Source organism: Thalassovita sp. (genome assembly GCF_034670005.1).
Lineage (GTDB): Bacteria > Pseudomonadota > Alphaproteobacteria > Rhodobacterales > Rhodobacteraceae > Thalassobius.
The window spans coordinates 96,967-123,164 of the sequence record NZ_JAXMOH010000009.1 but is presented as its reverse complement, the minus strand read 5'-3'; the positions used below and the strand labels follow the sequence as shown (position 1 = coordinate 123,164).

The following is a 26,198-nucleotide window of genomic DNA, read 5'->3' as shown; positions in this document are numbered from 1 at the left end:
AATCAGGCGGCCTTGAGCGACGCCACCGAGTTACGGATCGCCCGCATATTGTCGCCGTAGGGTGCCGGGTTGTCCACCGATCCGCCCTTGAACACCGCCGATCCGGCGACCAGAACATCGGCCCCCGCTTCGACTACCAAAGGTGCGGTTTCAGGCGTCACGCCGCCGTCGATTTCGATATGAATGGGCCGGTCGCCGATCATCGCGCGCAATTTCCGCACCTTCTCGATCTGGCTGTGAATGAATTTCTGCCCGCCGAAACCGGGATTTACCGTCATCACGCAGACCAGGTCGACCATGTCGAGAAGGTAGTCGATATCCTCGACCCCGGTGCCGGGGTTCAGCGCCAGACCGGCCTTGCAGCCTGCGCCGCGGATCGCCTGCAGCGTGCGATGGATATGCGGCCCGGATTCCAGATGCGCGGTCAGCACGTCGGCGCCCGCCTCGGCGAAGGCGTCGATATAGGGATCGACCGGCGCGATCATCAGATGCACGTCCATCACCGTGTTGATATGTTTGCGGATCGCCTTGCACAGCGGCGGACCGAAGGTCAGGTTGGGCACGAAATGCCCGTCCATCACATCGACATGGACCCAGTCGCAGCCCTGCGCCTCGATCGCTTCGATCTCTTGGCCGAAATTGGCGAAATCGGCGGACAGGATCGACGGCGCGATCTTGAGGGAACGGTCAAAACTCATATCAGTCTCTCCTTTTGGGCGGGCGGCGTTTTCGGGGCCGGAAAACGGTTGGGGCGGCGGTGCCGCCCCAACGGTATCAGGCAGCGGAATTGATCCGCAGCGCTTCGCGCCAGTTGGGGTACAGTTTGTCTGCATCACTGGTGAAGCTTTCGAAGGCGCGGGCGAATTCCTTGTGATCTTTGGCGAATTCGAGCGGATCAGCACCTTCTTTCCAGCACTGTTCGGCCTGACGCAGCGAAATCGCACCCGATGCTGCCCCGTCGATATGACCGAAGCTGCCGCCGCCAGCGGTCATGACCAGATTGGAATGACCGAGGTTTTCGAAGAAGCCGGGCATCCGCAGCGCATTCATCCCGCCCGAAATGATCGGGGTGGTCGGTGCCATGCCGTGCCATTCCTGATGGAAATAGGGTCCGTCGGCGCTGTCTTCGGTGATCATGTAGGCAATCGCGCGGTCGCTGTTTTCGCCCTCCATTTTACCAAAGCCCATGGTGCCGACATGAATCCCGCTTGCCCCCTGCATCCGCGCCATTTTCGACAGCACGAAGGCGGTGTAGCCGCGCTTGGCCTGCGGCGAGGTCACGGCGCCGTGGCCGGCACGGTGATAATGCAGGTACTGACGGGGGAACTGGCGCCGCGCGGTGGTGATCGCTGCCGGTCCGGTGACATAGCCATCGACCAAAAAGGCGACATGGTCGGCGTTTTCGCCGAAGGTTTCCAGAATGAATTCGGCACGCGCGATCATTTCAAACGGATCGTCAGCGGTGATATTGGCCGAAAACAGCTTGGCCTGGCCGGTCGCATCCTGCGCCCGTTTCATCGCATCGGCGACCAGCGTGATGGTTTCCTTCATCGGCGCGAAAATCTGGTTGCCCTGCGGTTCATCATTCTTGATGAAGTCGCCACCGAGCCAGAAATCGTAACAGGCATCTGCAAAGGGTTGCGGCCGCAGGCCCAGCTTGGGCTTGATGATGGTGCCGACGACGAAACCGCCATCAACATGGGGCCGGCCCAGCACCCGCCACATATCGGCGATAGTGGTCGAGGGGCCATCGAACAGGCGCAGATAGGCAGGCGGCACGTAGAAATCGTGCATTTTGGCATATTCGACGTCGCCCATGCCCTGATTGTTGCCGATTGCCAACGTCAGAAAGGAACAGATCATCGCGCGCCCGTCGATGATATTGCGGTCGAACAGGTCCACCGGATAGGCGATTTTCATCAGTTCCTTGTCCGGGTCGATTTCATAGACCAAGGCATCGACGCCGCGGGTGAAATCGTCGGTGGTCGATACATCCACATTGGTCCCGGTCGAGCTTTCGGCAGCGAAATGCGCGGCGGTTTCAAGATAGCCGCCATATCCGGGTTTTGGTTTCATATGATAGGCGACCAGAACATGACGTCCCCCGGCGATCAGGTCGGCTTCGGTCAGGTCCAGACGGGCATAACGGTTTGATTGATCCATGTTTGACTTCTCCTCGGTTAAGCGGCCGCTTGCGAGCGGGCAGTTTGGGGCGACAGGCTGCCATCGGCGTAACGTCGGGCCATGTCATCCAACGGAATGGGTTTGATCGAAGCGGCGTGACCGGCGGTGCCGAAGCGTTCGAACCGGTCGCGGCACAGATCCTCCAGCGCGTCCATCGCAGGGATCAGGAATTTGCGCGGATCGAATTCGGACGGTTTTTCCTGCGCGATCTTGCGGAACTGGCCGGTCATCGCCATCCGGCAATCGGTGTCGATATTGACCTTACGCACGCCCATCTTGATGCCTTTTTCGATTTCCTCGACCGGCACGCCATAGGTTTGCGGCATCTCGCCGCCATAGGCATTGATGATGTCCTGTAAATCCTGCGGCACCGAACTTGATCCATGCATCACCAGATGGGTGTTTGGCAGTTTGTCATGGATCGCGGCAATGGTGGCCATCGACAGGATATCGCCGGTGGGTTTGCGGCTGAACTTATAGGCTCCGTGGCTGGTGCCACAGGCGATGGCCAACGCGTCGCATTCTGTCTTCAGTACGAAATCGACCGCCTGATCGGGGTCGGTCAGCAATTGGTCCTGGCTCAGCTTGCCGACCGCGCCGGATCCGTCCTCTTCGCCCGCTTCGCCGGTTTCAAGGCTGCCCAACACGCCCAGTTCACCCTCGACGCTGGCTCCGACCCAATGGGCGGCGTCGCTGACCCGCTTGGTGATGTCGACATTGTAATCGTAGGAGGCGGGCGTCTTCATGTCCGCTTCCAGCGAGCCGTCCATCATCACCGACGTAAACCCGTGCCGGATCGCGCTCAGGCAGGTGGCTTCGTTATTGCCGTGATCCTGATGCAGGCAGACCGGTACGTCGGGGAACATTTCGACCAGTGCCGTCACCATGTGGCGCAGCATGATATCGCCGGCATAGGACCGCGCGCCACGGCTGGCCTGCAGGATCACCGGCGCGTCGGTCTTCGACGCCGCCTGCATGATCGCAAGCCCCTGTTCCATGTTGTTGATGTTGAAAGCTGGCACGCCATAGCCGTGTTCGGCGGCGTGATCCAGAAGCTGTCTGAGTGTGATAAATGCCATTGGTTTCCCTCCTTCAGATGGATTCAGGTCAAGATCCGGCCCAGATGGGCGGCGTTGTCGGCCATGCGGCAAGAGAAGCCCCATTCATTGTCATACCAGGCCAGCACCCGGACCAGACGGCCGCCCATGACTTTGGTCTGATCGCTGGCAAAGTTGCAGGAATGGGTTTCGTGATTGTAGTCGATCGAAACCTTGGGTTCGGTTTCATAGCTGATGATGTTTTGCATATGACCGTTCGCGGCTTCGGCAATGATGGCATTTATGTCGCTTGCGCTGACATCCCTGCCCGCGCGGAAGGTCAGATCGACGGCGCTGACATTGGGGGTGGGGACGCGGATAGCGGACCCGTCCAATTTGCCTTTCAGCTCGGGCAGGACCTCTCCGATTGCTTTGGCAGCGCCGGTCGAGGTGGGGATCATGCTCAAGGCAGCAGCGCGGGCGCGATAGAGATCGGGGTGGCGCCGGTCCAGCGTCGGCTGATCGCCGGTATAGGAATGCACCGTGGTCATGATGCCACTTTCGATGCCGATTGCGTCGTTGAGCACCTTTGCCATCGGGGCCAGGCAATTGGTGGTGCAGGACCCGTTGGAAATCACCGTGTCGCTGCGCAACAGGTCGCGGTGATTGACGCCGAACACCACGGTCCGGTCGACGCCCTTGGCAGGGGCCGAGATCAATACCGATTTCGCGCCCTGCTGCATGTGAACCTGGCTTTGGTCCTTGGAATTGAACTTGCCGGTGCATTCCAGCACAACGTCGACGCCGTTCCAGTCCAGTTCGCTGGGATCATAGGTGGAATAGACTTTGATCGGGCCGTTGCCGACGTCGATCGTGTCGCCCTCGACCCGGATATCGCCGGGGAATCTGCCATGGACAGAGTCGTAGCGCAGCAGATGCGCGGTGGTCTCGATCGGGCCGGTGGCGTTGATCGCCACGACCTCGATATCGTTGCGGCCGCTTTCGGCGATGTGGGAAAAGGTGCATCGCCCGATGCGACCGAACCCGTTGATGGCTACTTTGACAGTCATATCATCCTCGTCTTTTTGCGGTCACAGAAGGGCCAGCGCCGTATCGGCGGCGGCCTGCGGCGTGATGCCGAAATGTTCATAAAGCGCAGGCGCAGGGGCGGAGGCGCCGAAGCTGTCCATGCCAACGAACTCGTCCTCGGGGCGCAGCATCCGGCCCCAGCTCATCCGCACGGCGGCTTCGATCCCGACGCGGGGGGCGTCGCCCAGCACTTGCGCGCGATAGGCGTCGTCCTGCGCGGCGAACAGCTCGAAACTGGGGGCAGAGACCACCGCCGCCTGAACGCCCTTTTCGGCCAGCAGGTCGGCGGCCTTCATAGCCAGCTCAACCTCGGACCCGGTGGCGATCAGGGTGACGTCGCGCTTGGGCGTTTCACGCAGCACATATGCGCCGCGGGCGGTCAGGTTGGCATCCGTATGGGCGGTGCGCAGGGTCGGCAGCCCCTGCCGCGACAGGCACAGCACAGTGGGGGTGCTGGCGGACCCGGCGGCGATCTGCCAGGCCTCGGCGGTTTCCACCGCGTCGGCGGGTCGGATCACGTTCAGATTGGGCATGGCGCGCAAGGACGCGATGGTTTCCACCGGCTGGTGGGTCGGACCGTCTTCGCCCAAGCCGATACTGTCATGCGTCATCACATGGGTGACGGGCACCCCCATCAGCGCCGACAGGCGGATCGCCGGGCGGCAGTAATCGGCAAAGACCAGAAAGGTGCCGCCATAGGGCACGAAACCGCCATGAAGAGCGATACCGTTCATCGCAGCGGCCATGCCGTGTTCGCGAATGCCGTAATGGATGTAATCGCCACTGTAATCATCGCTGCTGACCGGGCGCATATCACTGGTGAGCGTGTTGTTCGATCCAGTCAGGTCGGCCGAGCCGCCGATGGTGTTGGGCAGGGTGGCATTGACCACCTCCAGCGCCATTTCGCTGGCCTTGCGAGTGGCGACCTTGGGCTGATCCGCCGACAGGCGGGCCTTGTAAGCGTTCATCGCGGCATCGAGCGCGGCGCTGTCCGGCGCGGCGATGGATTTGGTGAAATCGTCCTGGGCGGGGGACGCGTCGAGCCGCTCCTGCCAGCCCTTGCGAAGCCGCGCGCCATTCGCGGCGATCCGTTCCCAGGCAGCCTTGATCTCTTCGGGGACCTCGAAGGCGGGGTAGGGCCAGTCCAGTGCGGCGCGCGTCGCGGCGACCTCGTTCTCGCCCAGGGGTGATCCGTGCACCTTGTGGCTGCCACCCTTGTTGGGGGCGCCCTTGCCGATCACCGTGCGGCAGGCGATCATTGACGGCCTGTCGTCGGCGCGTGCCGCGTCGATGGCGGCGGCAATGGCGTCGTGGTCATGGCCGTCGACCGACTGCACATGCCAACCCGCCGCTGCGAACCGCGCCTGCTGATCGGTCGAGGTGGACAGGTCGGTCGACCCGTCTATGGTGATCTTGTTGTCGTCCCAGAACACGATCATCCGGCCCAGCTTCATATGCCCGGCGAAATCGATCGCTTCGTGGCTGATGCCTTCCATCAGGCAGCCGTCACCGGCGATCACGTAAGTGTAGTGATCGACCAGCGCGTCGCCAAACCGGGCATTCTGCATTCGTTCGGCCAACGCCATGCCAACGGCGGTGGCGATGCCCTGACCCAGCGGGCCGGTGGTCGTCTCGATCCCCTTGGCGTGGCCGTATTCGGGGTGACCTGCGGTGCGGTATCCCATCTGGCGGAAGTTGCGCAGCTGGTCGATGTCCATATCGTCATAGCCCAGCAGGTGATTGATCGCGTAGACCAGTATCGACCCATGCCCGGCGCTCAGCACGAAGCGGTCGCGGTCGGGCCATTTATGATCGGCAGGATCGATCCGCATGAAGCGGTTGAACAGCACGGTTGCCACATCGGCTAATCCCATCGGGGCACCGGGGTGACCGGAATTGGCCGCCTGAACGGCATCTATTGAAAGCACGCGGATGGCATTAGCCATGACCTGTTCGGATACTGAAACGGGGCTCTGCAAATTCATTTGGTATCTCCTCAGGCGCGCTTTGATTCACGGACCAGCCGGTCGATCATCGGGGTAAAGATCAACTGCATCGCCAAATCCATCTTGCCGCCGGGAATGACGATGGAATTGGCGCGGCTCATCCAGCTGCCCTGGATCATCGAGGTCAGGTAAGGGAAATCGATGCCGCGCGGGTTCTTGAAGCGGATCACCACCAGGCTTTCGTCGGCAGTCGGGATCCAGCGGGCACAGAACGGGTTCGAAGTATCGACCACCGGTACGCGCTGGAAGTTCACATCCGTCTCGACAAATTGCGGGCAGATACAGTGAACATATGCGTGCATCCGGCGCAGGATGGTGTCGGTGACGGCTTCGGTCGTGTAACCGCGTTTATCCTTGTCGCGGTGAATTTTCTGGGTCCATTCGAGGTTGATCACCGGCACCACGCCAATTTTCAGGTCGGCATGTTGCGCCAGATTTACCTCGTCATTGACCACCGCGCCATGTAGCCCTTCGTAGAACAGCAGGTCGGAATCGTCCTCGAACGGAGCCCAGTCGGTGAAAGTGCCGGGGGGCGAGCCCCAGCGTTCGGCTTCATCGTTATCATGCACATAGTGACGGGTTTCGCCCTTGCCGGTTTTGCCATAGGTGCGGAACACGTCTTCGAGCTTGGCCAATTCGTTGGCGTCATAAGAAAAATGGCTGAAGGTGGCGTCGCCCTCTGCGTAACGGCGTTCCAGTTCCGCCTTCATCGAGGCGCGGTCGTAGCGGTGGAACGCGTCACCCTCGATGGATACGGCGTTGACCCCTTCGCGGCGAAAAATCTGATCGAAGGTGCTTTTGACGGTGGTGGTGCCAGCGCCGGAAGACCCGGTCACCGAAATGATGGGATGTTTTTTAGACATTTTGCATTCCTCAGGCGCGGAACAGGCCGCGATTGCCAAACAGGGCGGAGACTTCTTGTTCCGGAAGATCGTGATAGGCGCAGACCCGGCTGACCTTGTCTGCTGATCCGAAAATCAGCGGTGTGCGGGCGTGCAGCGTTTCGGCGGATTGGCCCAGCAAACGATCGCAGCCCGAACTGGCCTGACCGCCTGCCTGTTCCACCAGCATGGCGATTGGAGCGCATTCATAGACCATGCGTAAACGACCCTGTTCGTACCCGGGGCGGTCATCGGAGGGATAGAGAAAAATACCGCCCCGGGTCAGAATGCGATGGGTTTCCGCCACCAGGGAGGCGACCCAACGCATATTGAAATTCTTGTCGCGCGGCCCTTCGACCCCTGCGAGGCAATCGTCGATATAGGCCCGGATCGGCTTCGACCAATGCCGGTAATTCGACGCATTTATTGCGAATTCACGGGCGCCTTCTGGAATGGTCAGGTTCTGAACGGTCAGTTTGAACCTGCCGTCCAGCGGGTCGCGGACATATTGCAGGACGCCATTGCCAAAGGTGACCATCAAAGTGGTTTGCGGTCCATAGATCAGATAGCCCGCCGCGATCTGTTCTTCGCTTGATCGCAGGAAGCTATCGTCGGGGATCTCGCGGGCGGGATAGATCGAAAAGATTGTGCCGATGGACACGTTCACGTCGATATTCGACGACCCGTCCAGCGGATCAATGGCCAGTGCGAAGTCTCCGGCGGGGTCCAGAACTTCGACGGTTTCGCGTTCTTCGGATGCGTAATGGCGCACACCAGTGCCGCGCAGTGCGCGGGCAAAGGCTTTATCTGCGATCACGTCCAGCGCTTTCTGGGTATCGCCGTCGGTATTCGAACCAAGTTCAGCGCCATGCCGCTCTTCCAATGGGCCACGCGCGATTTGAACGCTCAGTTCAGACCCGACCCGGCATATTGCCTCGATCATCGGGCGCAGGGCCTTGGGCACCTGTTCCATTTCGATGTAAGATGTCTCGCTCATCGCCAAGGCCTCCCTCCTTTAGCAGTGGATGGGATTGTTGTTGGCCAAGAATGAAGATAAGAAAATTTAATCTTTTTGAATTTGTGTTAGGAATTTTGGAATGCAGAACCTCAAGGCGCTGACTTTCAAACAACTGCGGGCGCTGGTTTCTGTGGCAGAACACGGAACGATTGCCGCCGCTGCAAACAGCTTGTCTTTATCCTCGCCGGCGGTGCATAGCCAATTGAAATTATTGGAAGAAAATTTCGGAACGCCACTTCTTGATCGGGATGTTTCGGGACAATTTCATGCCACTCAGGAAGGCCGGATTCTGATCGAAGCTTTCGAAAAAGCCTGGGGTTCGCTCAGCCGCGCTGCCGAGGATATCGAGGCCGTGCGGCGTGGCGCCGCAGGCCGTGTTGTGTTGGGCGTGGTCAGTACCGGCAAGTATTTCGCCCCTGGAATTGTGGCGCGGTTGAAGGATCTTCATCCCGAAATAGAGATTCGCCTGATCGTCGGGAACCGCAATGAGATCATAGAAGGGCTAGAGTCCGAACGCATAGACATCGCGGTGATGGGCCGTCCTCCGCGGCAACCCGATGTGATGGCCGAACCGCTGGGGCCCCATCAGCATGTGCTGATTGCCAAACCCGATCATCCGCTGGTCGGCGCCGGGAAAGTGCCCAAGGCAGATATTCTCAGTCAACATTTCATGATGCGTGAGGAAGGCTCCGGCACCCGAATACTTGCGATGCGATTTCTTGACCGGTTAGGGCAGGGCAAGGTCTATGATTTTACCGAAATGGGCAGCAATGAAACCATCAAGCAATCGGTGATCGCTGGCTTGGGCGTGGCGCTACTGTCAGCGCATACGGTGATTGACGAACTGCGCGCTGGTCGACTGGCGCTGATCCGGGCCGGGGGATTGCCGATCATGCGGCACTGGTTCGTGCTGCACCGTTCGGATCTGCGGCTGACCGGGGCGATGCAGACCGTTTGGGATGAAATTCGCAGCCACGCGATGGAGATGATCCGGTCTGAAGAAGTCGCTGAAGTGATTGCGGAATAGGGGGCTCAGGCACCGATGGCAGATGGTGCGGGGGCACCGATATTGACTTTGCTACGGTAATCCGACGGACACATGCCGACGCGCCTGCGAAACATGCGGGAAAAATAGGCCGGGTCGTCATAGCCCAGATCGAAACCGATCTGGCGAATGTCGATACGGGTATAGGCCAGTTGCCGGCAGGCTTCGCGGAATATCGTCGCATCGACATAAGCCTGCGCCGATGCCCCGGTCAGATCACGTACCACCCGGGTCAGATGGGTCGCGCTGACCGCCAGCGCATCGGCGTAATCGCTGACCCGCCAGCGGTCGCGAAAATGTTTCTGCACCAACTGTTCGAAACCTGCCATGATCTGGCTGTAGCGCGCGGGAATGTCACCGCGTTCCGGTCCCGGCAGCAATCGTGCGACCCGCACCATGATCTGTTCCGCCAAGGCTTTCAACATCAACGACCGCCCCGGATCGTCGGTGCAATGTTCGTGGTGCAGGCTGTCGAACAGGGCACAGATTACATCATTCGCCGGCAGGAGGCCCCAATGTTCCAGTCGCTCCGCCAGGTCATTAGGTTGACCGAACAGTTCCGGCAATTCGGCGGTGGGCAGGGTCAGGACATAGCCATCGGTGCCTTTCGAAAAGGAAAAACTGTGCACCGTCCAGCGCGGCATATTGATCACAACCGGTTCATTCAGGTCACGCCGGTTGCCATCGACGCCCAGAACCGCCGATCCGCGGCGGATCAGGAACAATTGATGGACATGCGGATGCCGATGCGCCGAAATAGTCCAACCATTCGGTCCTGCCCGGTCCAGAATTCTTTCGCAGTGTAACAGGTCCGGCAATAGCTGTTGTTCGCCATAAAGGGCATAGGCGGGTATCCGGGTCATGACGGGCCTTTCAGTTTATGTTCGATTAGTACCAGTCTTTGAGAAAAAGCGCCATTCCGAATAAACTGTGATCTGATATCAGTAACGGCAATCGAGGATGGGAGAAGAATTATGCGCACACAGGTTTGTATCATTGGTGCGGGTCCATCGGGCCTGCTGCTGTCTCAGCTGCTGCACCGCAAAGGAATTGAATCGGTCGTGCTGGAACGCAAGACCAAGGACTACGTTCTGGGCCGGATTCGTGCGGGCGTGTTGGAGCATGGATTTGCCGAGCTGATGCGCGAAGCAGGTGTCGGCGACCGGATGGACCGCGAAGGTTACATCCATGACGGCACCGTCATCGCCTATGACAATCACCAGTTCCGCGTCGATTTCGCGGCGCGGGCCAATGCCTCGGTTATCGTTTACGGTCAAACCGAATTGACCCGTGACCTTTACGCCGCGCGCGAAGCGGCGGATGGCAAGATCATCTACAATGTCGATGATGTACGCATTCAGGATGCCGATGGCGACGCGCCCTATGTGGAATTCAATGTCGGCGGTCAGGGCCAGCGGATCGACTGCGATTACGTGGTCGGTTGCGACGGGTTCCACGGCGTGTCACGTAAAACGATCCCGGAAACTGTCCGCAAGGAATATGAAAAAATCTATCCATTCGGCTGGCTTGGCGTTCTTTCAGAAACCCCCCCAGTGCATGACGAACTGATCTATTCCAACTCCCAACGCGGTTTCGCGCTGTGTTCGATGCGGAACGAAAATCTCAGCCGGTACTATGTTCAGTGCCCACTGGATCATAAGCCCGAGGACTGGAGCGATGACGCCTTCTGGGAAGAGCTGAAGCGCCGGATTCCGGAAGAAACGGCAGAGAAATTGATCACCGGCCCATCAATCGAGAAATCCATCGCGCCGCTGCGATCCTTCGTGACCGAACCGATGCGGTGGGGCAAGCTGTTCCTCTGCGGCGACGCTGCCCATATCGTACCGCCGACTGGGGCCAAGGGGCTGAACACGGCTGCTTCGGACATCTATTACCTCTACCACGCGATGGTTCAGTTCTACGTCGATGGCGAAGAGGAAGGTCTGGACCGCTATTCCGAAAAGGCGCTGGCCCGGATTTGGAAGGCGGAACGGTTCAGCTGGTGGATGTCGAACATGCTGCACCTCTATCCTGAACAAAGCGCATTCGATCGCAAGATGCAGCGCGCCGAACTGGAATTCCTCGAACGCAACGAAAGCGCGCAAAAGGTGATGGCGGAAAATTACGTCGGCTTGCCATTCTGATCAACCACTGCAACAGCGGCCGGGTGTCGCTGTTGCAGCATTGACCGGCCGCTGCTCGGTGCTCAATCCGCCAGCAGTGACGCCATGCGCCGCAGCGCCAGCTGATAGCCTTCAACGCCGAAGCCCGCGATCACCCCGTCCGCACGCAGCGATACATAGGAATGGTGGCGAAAGCTTTCGCGCTTGTGCACGTTTGAAATATGCACCTCCAGCACCGGGCCTTCGAACGTATTGAGCGCATCAAGAATCGCCACAGACGTATGCGTGTAGGCAGCCGGATTGATGATGATCCCCGCCGCCTTATCACGCGCCTGATGAATCCAGTCGACGATCTGGCCCTCGTGGTTCGATTGCATCAACTGGGTTTCCAACCCCAGATCGGTTGCCAGACGGCTGCAATCCGCCGCGACGTTGTCCAGCGTGATATCGCCGTAAATCTCGGGTTCCCGCTTGCCCAGCAGGTTCAGATTGGGGCCGTTGAGGATATGGATCGTCTTGGTCATGCGTTTATCCGCCTATGGGTATGGCGTTTTTTCGCACCCGGCCCGGCGCAATGCAAGCACAGCCTGCCAGCTCAGGTACGGATCAGCTTTAGACGCTCTCCCTCTTCGACCCAGTTCAGATCGCCCTTTGCCGCCATGTAATTCGCATGCGCCAACGCTTCGCTGAAGGCAAAGCTGACTTCATGCGCGTCAAGCTTGCCCTTGAACAGAACCGGCACCAGATCGTTGACGCTTTGGGGCGCGGGGCCACAGGCGTTCGCAATCATATCGCAACGTTCGGCATGGTGCTGTGCCAGTTCGGCACGGCGCTGATGCAACCCGTAAAACGGGCGGTGATGGCCCGACAGGACCAGCGCATCCTCGGGAACTGTATCGCTGATTTGCTCCAGTGACTTCAGGTACAGCCCCAGGGGATCTGCGGCGGGTTCGCTGGCAAAAACCGAAATATTCGGGCTGATCCGTTCGATGACCTGATCGGCGGCCAGGAACAGATTATCCGACGGGTCATACAGCATCACCTGTTCCAAGCTGTGACCGTCGCCGGTCAGAACCTTAAACTGGCGACTGCCGATCCGAAGGTCCATGCCTTGGTACAGGCGGTGATAGCTGTCCGGTGGCATCGATACCATCCGAAGATAGCCATGCCCCAATGTACTGACCAGTTTTGCACCCTCCGTCGACATTCCGTGGCGGGCATAGAAGTGGGTGTAGGGATCGGCTTTGGCAGACGCTGAGGGATTGGTAAGAGAGAGAAAAGACAGGAACGACCCGGCACTCGTCAGTAATTCGACCCCCAGCGTTTCGCACAGCCACCCGGCATTGCCAATATGGTCGGGATGGTGATGAGTGACGATCACTCGGGTGATTTTTTGTCCCGCCATCGGACCCTCAAGCAAAGCCTGCCACGCGGCGCGGCTTTCGGAGTTGGAAATACCGGTATCGACAATTGCCCAGCCACCATCGTCTTCGATGAAATAGATGTTCACATGGTTCAACCGGAACGGCAGGCTCAACCGCGCCCACCGGATGCCCGGGGCGATTTCAAGTGTTTCGCCAGGGGATGGGAGGTCGGTGTGGGGAAATTGCAGGGACAAGGGGACTCCGGGTTTTCAGTGAGCGGCCAGCAGGAATAGGACCGAAGGGCAGGATAAGGCAAGCTGTTGGGGTGACTTGCGTATAGCTGCTGTCCGCAAATGACGTTCCGTCAGTCGATCTGCGGCTTGTGCGGCCCTGATTTGCACAAGACAGTTTCACCAAGTTGGGAAAGCAGGAGGAAAGACCATGCAGATCAAGGGATCTCTGGCGGTGGTGACCGGTGGTGCAAACGGCATCGGCCAGGCGCTTTGCGAAGCGTTGGCAGATGCCGGGGCGAATGTGGTTGTGACGGATCTGGACGGGGCCGGAGCCAAGGCGGTGGCCGCTGAAATCGGTGGCCGCGGTTTGCAACTGGACGTGGCCGATGCGGAGGCGATGGCGCAGCTGATCGCGGATATCGAGGCCGAAGAGGGGCCGATTGATCTGTTTTGTTCCAACGCCGGGATTGCCACCGGATTCGATCTGGATTTTGCCAATGCTGGCGGTGCCCCTGACGAGGTCTGGCAGAAAGCCTGGGAGGTCAATGTCATGGCCCATATCCGCGCCGCGCGAATCTTGGTGCCGCTGATGAAGGCGCGCGGCGGCGGTACGTTCCTGAACACGGTGTCGGCCGCTGGACTGCTCAGCCAGGTTGGCAGTGCGGTCTATTCTACTTCCAAACACGCTGCGGTGGGATTCGCCGAAAATCTGGCCATCACCCATCGGGATGATGGTATCCGGGTCAGTATCCTATGCCCGCAAGGCGTCGATACCGACATGTTGAACGGCATCAGCAGTGGCCCACAAACGCTCGATGGTGTGTTAACGCCCAAGGCCGTAGCGCAGGCGGCGCTGGCCGGGTTGCAGGCCGAACAGTTTTTGATCCTGCCGCACGAACAGGTGCGTGAGTACATGACCAGAAAACTGGCCGATTATGACCGCTGGATCGGCGGCATGGCCAAGCTGCAACGGATGATGAAGGACTGAGGTGGCACGCTTCGGACTAAAACGCGAACCAGGCTTTTTAGCGGACTTTCGAGGTCTCAAACTGCAGGGGTTATAGGCCCTGCTATCGGCAGCTTTCCATTCAGCTCCGGTAGCTAAGGCATCACCCGGTCGGGGCCAAGCGTATATCCGGCCCCGGCAAAGACCTTCAGATTGCGCGATCCTAACCGGATCGAGCGTGGTTTCAGCCCATAGGTTCGCCGGATTGAATGGCTGAAATGGCTGCTGTCGGGATACCCCAGTTCCAGCGCCACTTCGGTCAGGCTTTCGCTGCCATTGGCGTGGTCGAGAAACCGTCTGGCCCGTTTCCACATCCGTAGAGACCGGAACGCGATGCCGGTGTTTTCTTTGAACAGGTGCAGGAAGCGTGAGGTCGACAAACCCGCCTTGGCCGCCAGATCATCGGCACTGAGCGCGTTATCCTCGATCTCGATACAGATCGTCGCCAACGCCTCTTTGATCCGGCGGTCTTTCGGGCGTTCTGCCAGCGTTTCGCCCAAAAATAACAGATCGAAAGCAGTATTGGTGAACCCAGCCTCTTTGCCGCTTGCCGACAGCTGCGCTTCGGCATCGCGGATACGCTGAGCCAGTTGCGGCCCGCGTTCGGCATCGTTGCAACGCGCAATCAGACGCGCCTGATCCTCGGGTCGCAGGCTTTCGGGTTCGAAGCCAAGGTTCAGGATGCGGCCGCAAGGCGATATCAGCCGATGGGTTTCATATGGTGCCAGCGCTGCGATTTGCCGTCGTTCTGTCCGGCCGGACTTGCCAAATCCGATATCCAGCTCGCCTTCCGGTGCAACATAGATCGTAACGCCCCCCATTCTGCGGGGTTTGCCCGAATTACCTAACAAACCGGAATAGAAGAACCGGTCGCGCCCAATGGCCATCTGGCCCGTCGTCCGATGGGGTCTCATCTGCACTCCTCCTGAAGCAAGCGTGGCGCGGGGGGGAGGGGCTGTCAATTCACCGGACCGGTGGTTTCACACTGGTCCGGGGGAAATGGCGTAACGTCATTTGGCAGGATTGTCAGCAGAAGCTGACCCCGCACGGGGTGTCGTAAATCTGGGCCACAGCCTGGGGTCGTTCGCGAAGCACCGCACGCTGATTGATCGACCCTTTGTCGGTAGCCTCGCCCTTGTCGAGGTTCGGCGGTGCGGTCAGCACCACGACCCGGCGCACCCGGTTGGAACTGCCAGTGGCCGCGGCGGCGAAACTATCCAGTTTTTCCTGCAACGCGGGCAGGTCGGCCTCACCCACGCCCTCGGCAGGAAACACCAGAGCGCCCAGTTCCTCGCGGTTTTCGCCGACGATCACCGCGTCGCGGATCAGCCCTCCGAAATGATCGACAAGCTTGGCGCGCAGCGCGCCGACTGCGACCCATGTTCCGGTCGCCAGCTTGAAATTTTCCGCGATCCGCCCGTCAAAGAAAAATCCTTTGGTCAGGTCATCCGGATCGGCCGGGCGCAGCGCGTCGCCCAGCAGGTAAAATCCTTCCTCGTCGAAATGGTCCGCGGTGGCTTTTGCATCCTTGTAATACCCTGCGGTGATCGAGGGGCTTTTCAGGCGCGCTTCCAGCTTATCCTCGTTTGGTACCAGTTTCAGGGTGATGCCGCGCGCGGGCACGCCGACATTGCCGGGCGCTTCCTGCTGTTCGGTGCACATCAGCGCAAAAGGCCCGGTTTCTGTCGCGCCCAACGCTGTGGTCAGCAAAACGTCATGCCCGGCCACGTCGCGCGCCATGTCCAGCAACCCGTCCCAAATATGCTGCGCCATGCCGGCGCCCGCATACATCATCAGATCGAGATGAGCGAAGAACCTTTCGGCCAGTTCGCGGTCCTTGCGGAATTCTTCCAGCAACATTTCGTATCCTGCTGGCACGTTGAAATACCAGGTTGGCGATATTTCGTGCAGGTTGCGCAGGGTTTCTCCTATCAGGTGCGGGGTCGGTTTGCCCTCGTCGATGTAATAGCTGCCGCCATTACACAGCACCATGTTGAACACCTTGTTGCCGCTGGCGGTATGACTCCATGGGGCCCAGTCGATGACGACGGGCGGGTGGTCGCGCAGGAAGCGGAAGCAATCGGCGACCATATCCTGATTGCGGGCAATCATGTCATGGGTGTTGATCACCGCCTTCGGGCTGCCTGTCGATCCGGAGGTGAACAAGTATTTCGCCACCATATCACCGGTCAGTTGCCCGAACGCCGCGTCGGCCTTGGCCGGATCGCCCGCCAGTGCCGTGATATCCAGCATGTCGCCGCTGGGTTTCGTGGCGGCAACCATAGTGCCGTCGGTGCGGATGGCATCGACCGCAGGGGCATATCGTGCGCCGTCGGACACGAAGATCAGCCCCGGCTGTAACAGCTCGGCCACGCCGGTCAGCTTGTCATGGGTTTCCGAGACCAGCGAAAACGCGGTGGACACAGCCGCGCTCGGCACGCCGACATATTGTGCTGCCAGCGCGACCAATGCATGGTCCAATGAATTTTCTGACAGGATCAGAACCGGCCGGTCCTGCGATAGCCCCATCTCCAGAAAGGCTGCGCCCAGCGATCTCACCCTGTCATGAGCCGTGCCATAGCTCAGCCGCCGCCAATCACCGCCCTCCACGCGCTGCGCCAGATAGATCGCTTCAGGCGTGGTTTCGGCCCAGTATTTCAGTCGCGCCGGGATGGTGTCGGCCAGCCGCTCGGCGACGCCAAGATGTTCCATCAAAATGGTGCCGTCATCGCGTTTTTCGACGTGGAATTCCGGTGTCCAGAACTGCGTAGCGGTCATTGCTTAATCCTCCCTCAGGAAATGGCGGAACGAGAGACTCGCCATAGTCCATAATTGATATATAATATAACTATTATCACTAAGACGAGCAAGCCGTTTGGCAGAGAGGAGTCTACAATATGAGCGAACAACCGAAGCTTGCGCGGCCGGGGCTGCGGCATGTCTGTGATCTGTTTGTGGAACTCGATCCGATCCGCGAAATGGGGGCCGGACAGGCGGGACAACGGCGGATCATTCCGATTGTTGGGGGCCGGGTCGAAGGTCCGGAAGTAACGGGAAAAATCCTGAACCTCGGCGCCGACTGGCAAACGATCTGGTCAAATGGCGTGGCTGAACTGGACACCCGCTATGCCATCGAAACCGATGACGGTGCGGTGGTGGAAATCCGCAATTACGGCTATCGCCACGGCCCCGATGACGTCATTGCCGCCATCGCCCGCGGCGAAGAGGTTGCGCCGAGTGCGTATTACATGCGTACCCATGCCAGGTTGGAAAGCGGCGATCCGCGCTATGCCTGGGTTAACCGCACCCTGTTTGTCGGTACCGGTGCCCGCAAGGACGGTCAGGTTGTGGTATCACTTTTTGCCATCGACTGATCCCGTGCACCGATATCGGCCTGTGCGACAGAGACGGATTTGACAATGGCAAAAACCTCGGACCCGGGGTGCAGATCCAACAGGGTGGCGGATCGTTTGGTGATGCGCGCCAGTATCTGATCTTGACCTGCTTTCAATTGCACCATCGCGCCGGGGCCGCCGCCGCTGCGGATCGCGGTCACCTTGCACGGCAATACGTTCAACGCCGAAATCCGTTCCGGTCGATCAAGGGACAGCATTACGTCATTGGCATGAATACGCAGTCGAACGGTGTTGCCCGGCGCGACACCGATCCGCGGCAGGAAAACCTGACCGCCCGCGGCCATAAGTTCGGTCAGCCCATCGGCGTGATGTGCGGTGACGGTGGCGGCCAGAACCGACCCCGCTTCGCGCAATCCGAAGGCCGGGGCCAGCGCCGGATCCGACATCACCTGTGCGGTCGGCCCGGTTTTCAGCAGCTTGCCTTTGTCCAACAGCACGACAGTTGTGGCAAGACGGGCAACCTCGGCCACCGAATGGCTGACATAGAGGATCGGGATATCGGTTTCGTCCTGCAGCCGTTCCAGATAGGGCAGGATTTCTGCTTTGCGCGCTTCGTCTAGCGCGGCAAGCGGTTCATCCATCAGCAACAAAAGTGGTTGCGACAGCAATGCCCGACCGATTGCCACGCGCTGCTTTTCCCCACCCGATAGCGCGCCGGGACGACGGTCGAGAAGATCGCCAATGCCCAGCATATCGACCACCCGGGCTTCTTCGGTCCGGTCACCGCGCCGCCCGGAGAACCACCTGCCATAACGCAGGTTATGCCGAACCGTCAGATGCGGGAACAACCGGCCCTCTTGGAATACATACCCGATGCGGCGTTTATGCGGCGGTAGGAAGAGCCCCTTTGCGCTGTCGCAAAGCACCCGCTCACCGATCTGAACCCGGGCCTGATCGGTCCGCAACAGACCGGCAACGGCATTGACCAGCGTGGTCTTGCCCGATCCGGAACTGCCGAACAGGGCGGTGACACCGGCGGGGGCTTCGAAACTTGTATCCAGTGTGAAGCCTTCGAAACGGTGCTGTATGGAAATCGACAGGCTCATGTGCCCATCATCCGTTTCGTTGCTCTGCGGGCCAGAATTTCGGACCCGATCAGCGCCGCCATCGCGATGGTGACCGACACCGCCACCAGACGCAGGGCAGAAGCTTCACCGCCCGGCACCTGCAGGAAGGCATAGATCGCCGAAGGCAGGGTCTGGGTCTGGCCGGGGATGTTAGACACGAAGGTGATCGTGGCGCCAAATTCCCCCATCGCCTTGGCAAATCCCAGGATCGCCCCGGCAATGATCCCCGGAAGGATCAGCGGCAAGGTGACCGTCACGAACACCCAGATACGCGGTGCGCCCAAGGTCGCAGCGGCCTGTTCCAGTTTCGGATCGACCGATTCCAGCGCCAGCCGGATCGCCCGCACCATCAGCGGGAACCCCATGATCCCAGCCGCCAGCGCCGCACCGGTCCAACGGAACGCGAATACCAATCCCAGCGTATCGGCCAGCCATGATCCCACCGGCGCGCGGCGTCCAAAGGTCAAAAGCAGCATATAGCCGGTGACGACTGGCGGCAGGATCAGCGGCAGATGCACGATGCCGTTGAGCAGTTGTTTGCCCCAGAATTCACGCCGCGCCAGCAGGACCGCTATCCAGATCGCCAAAGGCAACGCCACCACAGTGGCCCAGAGCGATACCCGTAGCGACAAGGCAACGGCGGTCCATTCTTCGGGGCTCAGAAAATCCATCTGAGGCAGGTCAATTGGACTGCGGTGGGTCGGTAAAACCGTGGCGCTGGAAAATCGCCTTGGCAACCGGCGTGCTGAGGTAGTCGAGGAACGATTGCGCGTCGTCGCTGCGGGTGTCGGCCAACATCGCGACCGGATAGGTGATCGGTGGATGACTGTTTTGGGGGAAGGTTGCCACGACGCTCACCTTCGGTTCCGCCTGCGCATCGGTTCTGTAGACGATGCCCAGCGGTGTTTCACCAAGCGCGACCAAGGCCAGCGCAGCGCGGACATTATCGGCCTGTGCCACATGCGGCGCGATTTCGGACCAAAGCCCCAGAAATTCCAGCGCGGCCTTGCCATAGATACCGGCGGGAACCGCCTGATACAGCGCCATCGCCATATGCCCACCGTCCAGCGCGTCGACCAACCCGTCGTCCAAAGCCAACGGGGCGGCCCCGGCTGGGCCGATGAGCACGAGCTGATTGCCCAACAGATCGGCGCGGCTGCCTTGGTGCAACAACCCTAGCTGTTCCAGATGATCCATCCATGCCGTATTAGCCGAAATAAACACATCGGCCGGAGCACCGGCTTCGATCTGCCGGGCCAACGCCGAACTGCCTGCAAAGGACAGGGTCACATCATGCCCGGTCTGATCTTCCCAGTTTGTGGCGACATCTGTCAGCGCGGTTTTCAGACTGGCGGCGGCGAATACGCTGACCTGTCCGGCCAGACCGGGCAGGGGCAGCAACATCAGCGCAAGAGTGCAAACCAATCGTTTCATGCTCCTGAAACTCCGGCGAAAGTCAGGAATTTGCAAGCGATATTATTATCGAATCAAAACGAGAACAGCCGCCCCAAGAGGCGGCTGTTCAGCTCTACTAAAAGGGAATGCAGTATTAACCGCCGTGCTTCTTGATCAGCTCTTTTGCTTGCATGATTAGCGCATTACCATCAATGCCCTTGCCTTCCAGATCGGCGACCCAACGGGCGATCACTGGTTGGGCTTTTTCCTTGAAACGGGCGACTTCGGCTGCGTCCAGCTGGACGATTGTATTGCCCGCCTTCTCGGCGATATCGCGTCCCGGTTTATCATACTCGTACATGACTTCCGCTGCGAATTTGGACAAAGCCATGCCGGATTCCGCATCGATTGCAGCGCGGATATCCTCGGGCAGGCTGTCATACTTGTCCCGATTCATCACCATGACGATCGTCGCTGTATAGAGCGCTTCTTCACCGGAAAATTCAGTGTGATTGTGAACCAGCTCCGCAAGCTTGATCGCTGGCGTCACTTCCCACGGGATCACGGTTCCGTCGATCACGCCCTTGGACAACGCTTCGGGAATTGCAGGCAGCGGCATCCCCACCGGAGTTGCACCCAGTTCCGACAACAGGTCGTTGATCACCCGGGTCGGACCGCGAAGTTTCTTGCCTTCGAGGTCTTCCAGCTTGGACACGCCATCCTTGGTGTGGATCACACCGGGACCATGCACCCAGGCACCCAGCACTTTGACCTCGCCATATTCGCTGTTTTGCAGGTCGGTTTCGACCATGTCCTGAAACGCCATCGCGGTGGCGACCGGGTCGGTCATCATGAAGGGCAGTTCAAACACCTCGGTACGCGGAAAACGTCCGGGGGTATATCCCACAACGGTCATAACGATGTCAGCAACACCGTCAATCGCCTGATCCATCAGATCCGGTGGCCGTCCACCCAGCGACATCGCGTCGTAATGTTCAATCTTCAACTTGCCGCCGGTGCGGTCTTCGACGCGCTTCGCCCAAGGTTTCAGAATGTGTTTCGGAACCGTCGCAGGCGGCGGCAGAAACTGGTGCAGGGTCAGGGTAATGTCCTGCGCAAATGCCGCTGCCGGCGTCAGGCCCATGGCCAGCACCGCAGCGGTTGCTGTTTTCAGCAGAGTTCGTTTTTTCATTTTTCCTCCCAAGAATGAAGTTGGTTTGCCCAACTCGTTAGTTGCCTGTCATATATACTCTCTTTTGTCCGATGGGACTGAACATTATCAGTTCAACGTCACCGGCAGATGGCGCGGCCCACGGAAACCGAACCCGTAGAAATCGACTTTGGATGGATCAGGCAGGGTCATGTTGGGGAACCGGTCGAACAGCATCGGTAGCATGATATTTGCAATCATCCGCCGCGCAACATGGGTGCCTTGACAGAAATGCGGTCCGTTACCGAACGCCTGATGTTGCTGCTTGAGGCGGAAGATGTTGTACAGGTGTCCATCTTCATAAAGATCTTCGTCATGATTGGCTGACGCCTGAATGGTCATGACGGTGTCGCCCTTTGGAATGAGGTTGCCACGTATCTCGGTATCTTCGGTCACCAAGCGCGACGAGACTTGGATCGGCGCGACCCAGCGTACACCTTCTTCGAACGCCTGCAGCCACAGTCCGTCCGTCTTGCAGGCCTCGAACTGATCGGGATTGCTTAGTAGTCCGTAGATGATGGTCAGCAGCGCGTCGCGCGGTTCGTTGATGCCGCCGCCGATGGCAATTTTTACGTTGGCATATATCTGCGACATCGGGATCGGATCTTCTGCGTTCAGCATTACCGAAAGGGCCGATTGGTTCGGGTCCTTGATGTGTTTGTCCGCCGCCCGTGCGAACAGCGCGTCCATTTCGTCATTGGCCGCATCGCATTGCGCGAATAACTCGTCCGCCCAGCCAAAATTGCCAGCGCCATCAATCAGAATCTGGCTCCAGCGCTGCATGTCGTCATCGCTGGCCTCGGGAATGCCCAGCAGGCGGGTCAGCGTGCGCGCGGCAAAGGGGCCCGCCAGTGTCGGAAACAGATCCACCGTCTCGCCGCGCGGCAGGGCGCTGACGAATTGCTCGGCGATCTCGGTATAGATCGGGGTCCAGCACTGCGTGATGTTCTTTGCGCTGAAGGACGGGGCCATCGCGCCACGTTCGCGGGCATGTTCTTCGCCATCCTTACGCATCAGGGTATGAGCGCGGAAGGCACGTTCCATCGGCGTTTCGGGATCGTTCGAACTGAACAGACCGGGGTTGTCCTTGACGTATTTGGTGTCTTCGGCCTTGGTCAGCAGGGTGCGGCCTACAGATTTCACCCGCAGAACCGGCGCTTCTGCGCGCAGCCGCTTGTAAATCGGATAGGGATCGAGCGTGAGTTGCTGAATCGTGATCGATTCGTCTATCGGTGCGAAATTGTCGAGCGCAGCGGTCATCGTTCCCTCCCCAGAACGTCAACGGTATAGCGACTTTAGGCGAGCGGGTTCTATTCGACAATCTGATGAAATTGATATACTGCATCGACAAATTCGATGGAGGTTCCCGTGGCATCCCGTGATCCGATGACCGTGGATTTTGCAGCATTGAAAGTGCTGCGGCTGGTGCATGCCCATGGGTCCTTTACCCGTGCGGCCGAAGCGTTGGGGGTGAACCAGTCCACGATCAGCTATGCAATCGACCGGCTGCGCAACGTGTTCAGCGATCCTCTTTTCGTACGTCAGGGGGCGGGCATTGTCGCCACCGACCGTTGCAATGAAATTGTCGCGGCGGCGGGGCAGATGGTGGATGAATTCGCCGCCCTGACCGAACCGCGTGAATTCGATCCGGCCAATGCCCGGGCAACCATCACGATATCGTGCAATTTCTACGAAAGGGTGATTTTGGTGCCGCCGCTGGTACGGCGGCTGAGGGATAATGCGCCGGGCCTGAAGCTCGACATCATCTCTTCGACCGTGCAAGGCAAGGATCAGTTGGCGCGCGGAGAAAGCGATCTGCTGATCGGGCCGGTCCAGATCACCGAAGGCGGGTTCTATGGACGGCGGTTGGCCGGCGATCACTATGTCAGCGTTATGGCGCCAGATAACCCGCTGGCAGGCAAGGTGTTGACGGCCAGGGAATTTGTTGCTGCTCCGCATGTGGTGGTGACTTATGGCGGCAATTGGCAATCGCGCTATCTGGTCGAGGTCGAAGCGGCGGGGATGATGCTGAATTCGATCATGGAAGTCCCAAGCCCGGCCAATTTGCCCGATATCCTGATCGGCACCGATCTGGTTGCGACGGTTCCTCTGCGTACAGCGCGCGCTTATGGAGATCAGGTGGTGTTCGGGGAATGCCCGTTTCCCGCGCCCTTTGACATTGACCTTTACTGGACCTCACGGACGCATCATTCGGCGATGTATAAATGGGTGCGGAAAATGTTGGGCGAAATTGCGGACGAGTTAAATCAGGACCGGGTATGACGGTTGCAGCGCAAGCGCGTTGCTTTGGTCATGGCCCTGACTTTTGGCGTTTAGCGTCAGCAGCTGACTTTGCCATCGGCGGCGTCGACCGGGCCGCAGAAGAGCCGGTAAAGCAGGCTGATCACCTCATAGGTGTTTTCATCCGCAAGCGAGTAGTAAATCGTTTTGCCTTCTCGCCGGGTCGTCACCAGACCCTCTTCGCGCAGCCGTGCCAGCATCTGACTGACGGCCGCCTGACGGATTTCCAGCAGACTTTCCAACTCGCCCACTGATTTTTCGCCCGATCCCAGATGGCACAGGATCATCAGCCGCCCCTCATGGGCCAGAGTTTTAAGATACGCGGCAGCCGCTTCAGCGCTGCGGGCCATTTCTGAAGGCGGGGCGGGGGGTGTCTGAGTGTTCACGTCTCGATCATTCCTCGATTTTCCGCCTTTCTTAGCATGTATTTTTATGAAGAGCGAGATCGGCGGCGTGTTGTCGGGGCTCCGCCTTCAAATTGGTTATCCTGCTGATAAGCACAAGGGCTCTGTTGCATTTCCAAGTGCAGATTGCTGCCGGAATAGGCATTTTCGCGGGCCAGAGCCTCGTCGACAGAGATCCCCAGGCCGGGGGCCTCAGGCGGGATGACGTAGCCGTTTTCGACCCGGATCGCGCCACCGATCAGCGCATCATGGAACGGGGTTTCGATTGTTTCGATCATCAGCAGGTTGGGGATCGAAGCGGCAAGATTGATATTGGCTGCCCATTCCACCGGGCCAGCATAAAGATGCGGTGCAATCTGCGCGTTATAGACCTCGGCCATCGCGGCGATTTTCTTGGCTTCCCAAAGTCCGCCGGCCCGACCCAAAGCCGGTTGCAGTATCCGCGCCGCACCGTGGCGCAGAACCGTGGCGAATTCGGCCTTGGTGCACAGCCTTTCACCAGTCGCCACCGGGATCGACGTCGCTGCCGCGACCTGCGCCATCTGTGTCACGTTGTCGGGCGGCACTGGTTCCTCGAACCAGAGCGGGTCAAAGGGTTCCAATGCCTTCGCCAAACGGATCGCCCCGTCGGTGCTGAATTGCCCGTGGGTGCCGAACAGAAGATCGGCTTTGTCACCTGCCGCTGCGCGGATCGCCTTGCAAAATGCGACCGAACGGTCGATGTCGCGCATCGCAGGCATGTGGCCGCCACGGATCGTGTAGGGCCCTGCCGGGTCGAATTTCACTGCTGTATAGCCGCGCTCAACCAGATCAATAGCGCTTTCGGCGGCCTGTTCGGGCGAGTTCCAGAAATCGGGCAGGTCATGATGTGGCAACGGGTAGAGATAGGAATAGGCGCGCAGCCGGTCGTTCACCCGCCCTCCCAGCAGGGCCCAGACCGGTCGATCCCGCGCCTTGCCTAAAATATCCCAACAGGCGATTTCCAACCCCGAAAACGCCCCCATGACGGTCAGGTCGGGGCGCTGCGTGAATCCCGCCGAATAGGCGCGGCGAAACATAAGTTCGATATTTTCAGGATTTTCGCCCGCCATGTGGCGTTCGAACACGTCCTCAATCACTGCTTTCATCGCTTCGGGCCCGACCGAACTGGCATAGCATTCGCCCCAACCGGTGATCCCGTTCGATGTGGTCAGCTTGATCAGTATCCAATAGCGCCCGCCCCAGCCCGGTGCGGGTGGGGCGGTCACGATGATATCAAGATCGCTCAGGTGCATGGCGGCCCTCCTTGCGGGCCATCATAGACCGGATCAGCCGTGATCGAAAATGATCACGTTGCGCCGCGCGGCGCCGGATTTGGTGTCGGCGATCGCTTCATTGATTTGCTCAAGGCTCCAACGGCCAGAAATCAACTCGTCTAGCTTCAACCGGCCCTGCTGGTACAGGTCGACCATCCACGGAATATCGCGCTTGATCACCACGTCGCCCATTTTAGATCCGACGATTCCCTGGCCGACATCGGCCATGATCAGTGGCGAATACTTCGCGGTCTCACCGAAATGCGGCATGCCGACCATGATCACCTTGCCGCCATTGCCGATATAGCGCGGCGCCATGTCGTAGACGGCGGCGACCCCAACGGTGACAAGCACCACATCGGCGCCTCGGCCCAGCAGTTTCTTGACCGCGCTCCACGGTTTGCCTTCGCTCGCCAGCACACCGTCCGTGGCGCCGAATTCCTTGGCTGCCTCCAGCTTGTCGGCATTCATGTCTACCGCCACGATCCTGCGGGCGCCGGCTATCCGCGCGCCTTGAATGGCGTTCAGGCCAACACCTCCGGCACCGATCACCACCACATCCTGGCCGGGCCGGATGCCGGCGGCGTTGACTGCCGCGCCGACCCCGGTGATCACGCCGCAGGACAGCAGCGAAGCGACATCTTTGGCCATATCGGTCGGAATTTTCACGATCTGGCTCTGATCCACGACAACCTTTTCGGCAAAGGCGCCGGTCGCCAGCCCCTGAAAGACCGGGGCGCCCTCGGTCGTGGTCAACGGACCCTTGGTGCCGTCATAGGGCGTTTCACAGATCGTCGGTTTGCCACCGCCGCAACTGTTGCAATGACCGCAGGCGCGGATCAGTGTGACCGCGACGTTGTCGCCCACTTCGAACCCCTGAACGGCATTGCCGACTGCGGTCACCCGTCCGGCACCTTCATGGCCATAAACTGCGGGCAGGCTGCCGCCGAAACCGCCTTCCCAAAAAGAAATATCGGAATGGCAGATGGCGACCGCGTCGATCGTCACCTCAACCTCGCCTGTCTCCGGCGCGCGCAGCTCGATCTCTTCGATCTTCAATGGCGCGCCGAATTCGTGGCATACGGCAGCTTTGACTTTGGACATGAGACTCCCCTTTTCCTGTT

Annotated in this window: 25 protein-coding genes; 5 read left to right on the top strand and 20 right to left on the bottom strand. The window is 59.5% G+C overall.

What is annotated here, in order from left to right:
• Nucleotides 1–2 precede the first annotated feature (2 nt).
• The 7 genes from rpe to VOI23_RS14910 form a co-directional block, all read right to left on the bottom strand.
• Complete coding sequence (gene rpe, locus VOI23_RS14940; RefSeq protein ID WP_323785717.1) at nucleotides 3–698, bottom strand: ribulose-phosphate 3-epimerase; 696 nt, start codon at nucleotides 696–698, stop codon at nucleotides 3–5.
• A gap of 76 nt (nucleotides 699–774) precedes the next feature.
• Complete coding sequence (locus VOI23_RS14935; RefSeq protein WP_323785716.1) at nucleotides 775–2,163, bottom strand: ribulose-bisphosphate carboxylase; 1,389 nt, start codon at nucleotides 2,161–2,163, stop codon at nucleotides 775–777.
• Between the two features lie 17 nt (nucleotides 2,164–2,180).
• The gene (gene fba, locus VOI23_RS14930) at nucleotides 2,181–3,263 is read right to left on the bottom strand and encodes a class II fructose-bisphosphate aldolase (RefSeq protein ID WP_323785715.1); all 1,083 of its coding nucleotides are present in this window, start codon (nucleotides 3,261–3,263) and stop codon (nucleotides 2,181–2,183) included.
• Nucleotides 3,264–3,286: 23 nt separating this feature from the next.
• Entirely contained in the window at nucleotides 3,287–4,291 is a 1,005-nt protein-coding gene (gene gap / locus VOI23_RS14925; RefSeq protein WP_323785714.1) for a type I glyceraldehyde-3-phosphate dehydrogenase, read from the bottom strand.
• 21 nt (nucleotides 4,292–4,312) lie between these two features.
• Nucleotides 4,313–6,295, bottom strand: a complete 1,983-nt coding sequence (gene tkt, locus VOI23_RS14920) for a transketolase (protein WP_323785713.1) — start codon at nucleotides 6,293–6,295, stop codon at nucleotides 4,313–4,315.
• A gap of 11 nt (nucleotides 6,296–6,306) precedes the next feature.
• Nucleotides 6,307–7,179 carry a phosphoribulokinase gene (locus VOI23_RS14915; RefSeq protein ID WP_323785712.1) on the bottom strand — a complete coding sequence of 291 codons (873 nt, stop codon included), beginning with the start codon at nucleotides 7,177–7,179 and terminating at the stop codon, nucleotides 6,307–6,309.
• A gap of 10 nt (nucleotides 7,180–7,189) precedes the next feature.
• Nucleotides 7,190–8,194 carry a class 1 fructose-bisphosphatase gene (locus tag VOI23_RS14910; RefSeq protein WP_323785711.1) on the bottom strand — a complete coding sequence of 335 codons (1,005 nt, stop codon included), beginning with the start codon at nucleotides 8,192–8,194 and terminating at the stop codon, nucleotides 7,190–7,192.
• A gap of 100 nt (nucleotides 8,195–8,294) precedes the next feature.
• Here VOI23_RS14910 and VOI23_RS14905 point away from each other — a divergent pair, with 100 nt between their 5' ends.
• Nucleotides 8,295–9,242, top strand: a complete 948-nt coding sequence (locus VOI23_RS14905; protein ID WP_323785710.1) for a LysR family transcriptional regulator — start codon at nucleotides 8,295–8,297, stop codon at nucleotides 9,240–9,242.
• Between the two features lie 5 nt (nucleotides 9,243–9,247).
• Here the strand turns inward: VOI23_RS14905 and VOI23_RS14900 are convergent, their stop codons facing one another.
• Nucleotides 9,248–10,123, bottom strand: coding sequence for a helix-turn-helix domain-containing protein (locus VOI23_RS14900; RefSeq protein WP_323785709.1), 876 nt, complete (start codon nucleotides 10,121–10,123; stop codon nucleotides 9,248–9,250).
• Nucleotides 10,124–10,234: 111 nt separating this feature from the next.
• On the opposite strand from VOI23_RS14900, the gene pobA reads away from it, so the two are divergent.
• Nucleotides 10,235–11,404: a 4-hydroxybenzoate 3-monooxygenase gene (gene pobA / locus VOI23_RS14895; protein ID WP_323785708.1), complete on the top strand. Its 1,170-nt coding sequence runs from the start codon at nucleotides 10,235–10,237 to the stop codon at nucleotides 11,402–11,404.
• 62 nt (nucleotides 11,405–11,466) lie between these two features.
• Here pobA and aroQ read toward each other — a convergent pair whose 3' ends face one another.
• Both aroQ and VOI23_RS14885 read right to left on the bottom strand, forming a co-directional pair.
• Nucleotides 11,467–11,907: a type II 3-dehydroquinate dehydratase gene (aroQ, locus tag VOI23_RS14890; RefSeq protein WP_323785707.1), complete on the bottom strand. Its 441-nt coding sequence runs from the start codon at nucleotides 11,905–11,907 to the stop codon at nucleotides 11,467–11,469.
• Nucleotides 11,908–11,978: 71 nt separating this feature from the next.
• Nucleotides 11,979–12,920 (bottom strand): MBL fold metallo-hydrolase, encoded by a 942-nt coding sequence (locus VOI23_RS14885; protein WP_323785706.1) that lies wholly within the window; start codon nucleotides 12,918–12,920, stop codon nucleotides 11,979–11,981.
• 268 nt (nucleotides 12,921–13,188) lie between these two features.
• Here VOI23_RS14885 and VOI23_RS14880 point away from each other — a divergent pair, with 268 nt between their 5' ends.
• Nucleotides 13,189–13,968: an SDR family oxidoreductase gene (locus VOI23_RS14880; protein WP_323785705.1), complete on the top strand. Its 780-nt coding sequence runs from the start codon at nucleotides 13,189–13,191 to the stop codon at nucleotides 13,966–13,968.
• Between the two features lie 113 nt (nucleotides 13,969–14,081).
• On the opposite strand, the gene VOI23_RS14875 is transcribed toward VOI23_RS14880, so the two are convergent.
• Both VOI23_RS14875 and VOI23_RS14870 read right to left on the bottom strand, forming a co-directional pair.
• Nucleotides 14,082–14,900, bottom strand: a complete 819-nt coding sequence (locus VOI23_RS14875) for an AraC family transcriptional regulator (RefSeq protein ID WP_323785704.1) — start codon at nucleotides 14,898–14,900, stop codon at nucleotides 14,082–14,084.
• 112 nt (nucleotides 14,901–15,012) lie between these two features.
• Nucleotides 15,013–16,764, bottom strand: a complete 1,752-nt coding sequence (locus VOI23_RS14870; protein ID WP_323785703.1) for a feruloyl-CoA synthase — start codon at nucleotides 16,762–16,764, stop codon at nucleotides 15,013–15,015.
• A gap of 119 nt (nucleotides 16,765–16,883) precedes the next feature.
• Here VOI23_RS14870 and VOI23_RS14865 point away from each other — a divergent pair, with 119 nt between their 5' ends.
• On the top strand, nucleotides 16,884–17,360 hold the full coding sequence (locus VOI23_RS14865) for a DUF3237 domain-containing protein (protein ID WP_323785702.1): 477 nt from the start codon (nucleotides 16,884–16,886) through the stop codon (nucleotides 17,358–17,360).
• Here VOI23_RS14865 and modC read toward each other — a convergent pair.
• The 5 genes from modC to VOI23_RS14840 all read right to left on the bottom strand — a co-directional run bounded on the left by modC (nucleotide 17,327) and on the right by VOI23_RS14840 (nucleotide 22,334).
• The gene (modC, locus tag VOI23_RS14860) at nucleotides 17,327–18,448 is read right to left on the bottom strand and encodes a molybdenum ABC transporter ATP-binding protein (protein ID WP_323785701.1); all 1,122 of its coding nucleotides are present in this window, start codon (nucleotides 18,446–18,448) and stop codon (nucleotides 17,327–17,329) included. The genes VOI23_RS14865 and modC overlap by 34 nt on opposite strands.
• Entirely contained in the window at nucleotides 18,445–19,140 is a 696-nt protein-coding gene (gene modB / locus VOI23_RS14855) for a molybdate ABC transporter permease subunit (protein ID WP_323785700.1), read from the bottom strand. Before modB ends, modC begins: the two co-directional genes overlap by 4 nt.
• Before the next feature lie 10 nt (nucleotides 19,141–19,150).
• On the bottom strand, nucleotides 19,151–19,903 hold the full coding sequence (gene modA / locus VOI23_RS14850) for a molybdate ABC transporter substrate-binding protein (RefSeq protein ID WP_323785699.1): 753 nt from the start codon (nucleotides 19,901–19,903) through the stop codon (nucleotides 19,151–19,153).
• A gap of 115 nt (nucleotides 19,904–20,018) precedes the next feature.
• Nucleotides 20,019–21,056 (bottom strand): TRAP transporter substrate-binding protein, encoded by a 1,038-nt coding sequence (locus VOI23_RS14845; protein WP_323785698.1) that lies wholly within the window; start codon nucleotides 21,054–21,056, stop codon nucleotides 20,019–20,021.
• 87 nt (nucleotides 21,057–21,143) lie between these two features.
• Nucleotides 21,144–22,334, bottom strand: a complete 1,191-nt coding sequence (locus VOI23_RS14840; protein WP_323785697.1) for a cytochrome P450 — start codon at nucleotides 22,332–22,334, stop codon at nucleotides 21,144–21,146.
• Nucleotides 22,335–22,442: 108 nt separating this feature from the next.
• Between VOI23_RS14840 and VOI23_RS14835 the strand changes: the two genes are divergently transcribed.
• A complete protein-coding gene (locus VOI23_RS14835; protein ID WP_323785696.1) occupies nucleotides 22,443–23,357 on the top strand; it encodes a LysR family transcriptional regulator in 915 nt (304 codons plus the stop codon).
• 56 nt (nucleotides 23,358–23,413) lie between these two features.
• Here the strand turns inward: VOI23_RS14835 and VOI23_RS14830 are convergent, their stop codons facing one another.
• The 3 genes from VOI23_RS14830 to VOI23_RS14820 all read right to left on the bottom strand — a co-directional run bounded on the left by VOI23_RS14830 (nucleotide 23,414) and on the right by VOI23_RS14820 (nucleotide 26,178).
• Nucleotides 23,414–23,725 carry a metalloregulator ArsR/SmtB family transcription factor gene (locus VOI23_RS14830; RefSeq protein ID WP_323785753.1) on the bottom strand — a complete coding sequence of 104 codons (312 nt, stop codon included), beginning with the start codon at nucleotides 23,723–23,725 and terminating at the stop codon, nucleotides 23,414–23,416.
• 80 nt (nucleotides 23,726–23,805) lie between these two features.
• Nucleotides 23,806–25,053, bottom strand: coding sequence for a mandelate racemase/muconate lactonizing enzyme family protein (locus VOI23_RS14825; protein WP_323785695.1), 1,248 nt, complete (start codon nucleotides 25,051–25,053; stop codon nucleotides 23,806–23,808).
• Between the two features lie 33 nt (nucleotides 25,054–25,086).
• Complete coding sequence (locus VOI23_RS14820) at nucleotides 25,087–26,178, bottom strand: Zn-dependent alcohol dehydrogenase (RefSeq protein WP_323785694.1); 1,092 nt, start codon at nucleotides 26,176–26,178, stop codon at nucleotides 25,087–25,089.
• Nucleotides 26,179–26,198 lie beyond the last annotated feature (20 nt).

Coding starts and splice junctions, on each gene's coding strand:
- rpe (WP_323785717.1), bottom strand. CDS start 698: ATGAGTTTTGACCGTTCCCTCAAGATCGCGCCGTCGATCCTGTCCGCC.
- VOI23_RS14935 (WP_323785716.1), bottom strand. CDS start 2,163: ATGGATCAATCAAACCGTTATGCCCGTCTGGACCTGACCGAAGCCGAC.
- fba (WP_323785715.1), bottom strand. CDS start 3,263: ATGGCATTTATCACACTCAGACAGCTTCTGGATCACGCCGCCGAACAC.
- gap (WP_323785714.1), bottom strand. CDS start 4,291: ATGACTGTCAAAGTAGCCATCAACGGGTTCGGTCGCATCGGGCGATGC.
- tkt (WP_323785713.1), bottom strand. CDS start 6,295: ATGAATTTGCAGAGCCCCGTTTCAGTATCCGAACAGGTCATGGCTAAT.
- VOI23_RS14915 (WP_323785712.1), bottom strand. CDS start 7,179: ATGTCTAAAAAACATCCCATCATTTCGGTGACCGGGTCTTCCGGCGCT.
- VOI23_RS14910 (WP_323785711.1), bottom strand. CDS start 8,194: ATGAGCGAGACATCTTACATCGAAATGGAACAGGTGCCCAAGGCCCTG.
- VOI23_RS14905 (WP_323785710.1), top strand. CDS start 8,295: ATGCAGAACCTCAAGGCGCTGACTTTCAAACAACTGCGGGCGCTGGTT.
- VOI23_RS14900 (WP_323785709.1), bottom strand. CDS start 10,123: ATGACCCGGATACCCGCCTATGCCCTTTATGGCGAACAACAGCTATTG.
- pobA (WP_323785708.1), top strand. CDS start 10,235: ATGCGCACACAGGTTTGTATCATTGGTGCGGGTCCATCGGGCCTGCTG.
- aroQ (WP_323785707.1), bottom strand. CDS start 11,907: ATGACCAAGACGATCCATATCCTCAACGGCCCCAATCTGAACCTGCTG.
- VOI23_RS14880 (WP_323785705.1), top strand. CDS start 13,189: ATGCAGATCAAGGGATCTCTGGCGGTGGTGACCGGTGGTGCAAACGGC.
- VOI23_RS14875 (WP_323785704.1), bottom strand. CDS start 14,900: ATGAGACCCCATCGGACGACGGGCCAGATGGCCATTGGGCGCGACCGG.
- VOI23_RS14870 (WP_323785703.1), bottom strand. CDS start 16,764: ATGACCGCTACGCAGTTCTGGACACCGGAATTCCACGTCGAAAAACGC.
- VOI23_RS14865 (WP_323785702.1), top strand. CDS start 16,884: ATGAGCGAACAACCGAAGCTTGCGCGGCCGGGGCTGCGGCATGTCTGT.
- modC (WP_323785701.1), bottom strand. CDS start 18,448: ATGAGCCTGTCGATTTCCATACAGCACCGTTTCGAAGGCTTCACACTG.
- modB (WP_323785700.1), bottom strand. CDS start 19,140: ATGGATTTTCTGAGCCCCGAAGAATGGACCGCCGTTGCCTTGTCGCTA.
- modA (WP_323785699.1), bottom strand. CDS start 19,903: ATGAAACGATTGGTTTGCACTCTTGCGCTGATGTTGCTGCCCCTGCCC.
- VOI23_RS14845 (WP_323785698.1), bottom strand. CDS start 21,056: ATGAAAAAACGAACTCTGCTGAAAACAGCAACCGCTGCGGTGCTGGCC.
- VOI23_RS14840 (WP_323785697.1), bottom strand. CDS start 22,334: ATGACCGCTGCGCTCGACAATTTCGCACCGATAGACGAATCGATCACG.
- VOI23_RS14830 (WP_323785753.1), bottom strand. CDS start 23,725: ATGGCCCGCAGCGCTGAAGCGGCTGCCGCGTATCTTAAAACTCTGGCC.
- VOI23_RS14825 (WP_323785695.1), bottom strand. CDS start 25,053: ATGCACCTGAGCGATCTTGATATCATCGTGACCGCCCCACCCGCACCG.
- VOI23_RS14820 (WP_323785694.1), bottom strand. CDS start 26,178: ATGTCCAAAGTCAAAGCTGCCGTATGCCACGAATTCGGCGCGCCATTG.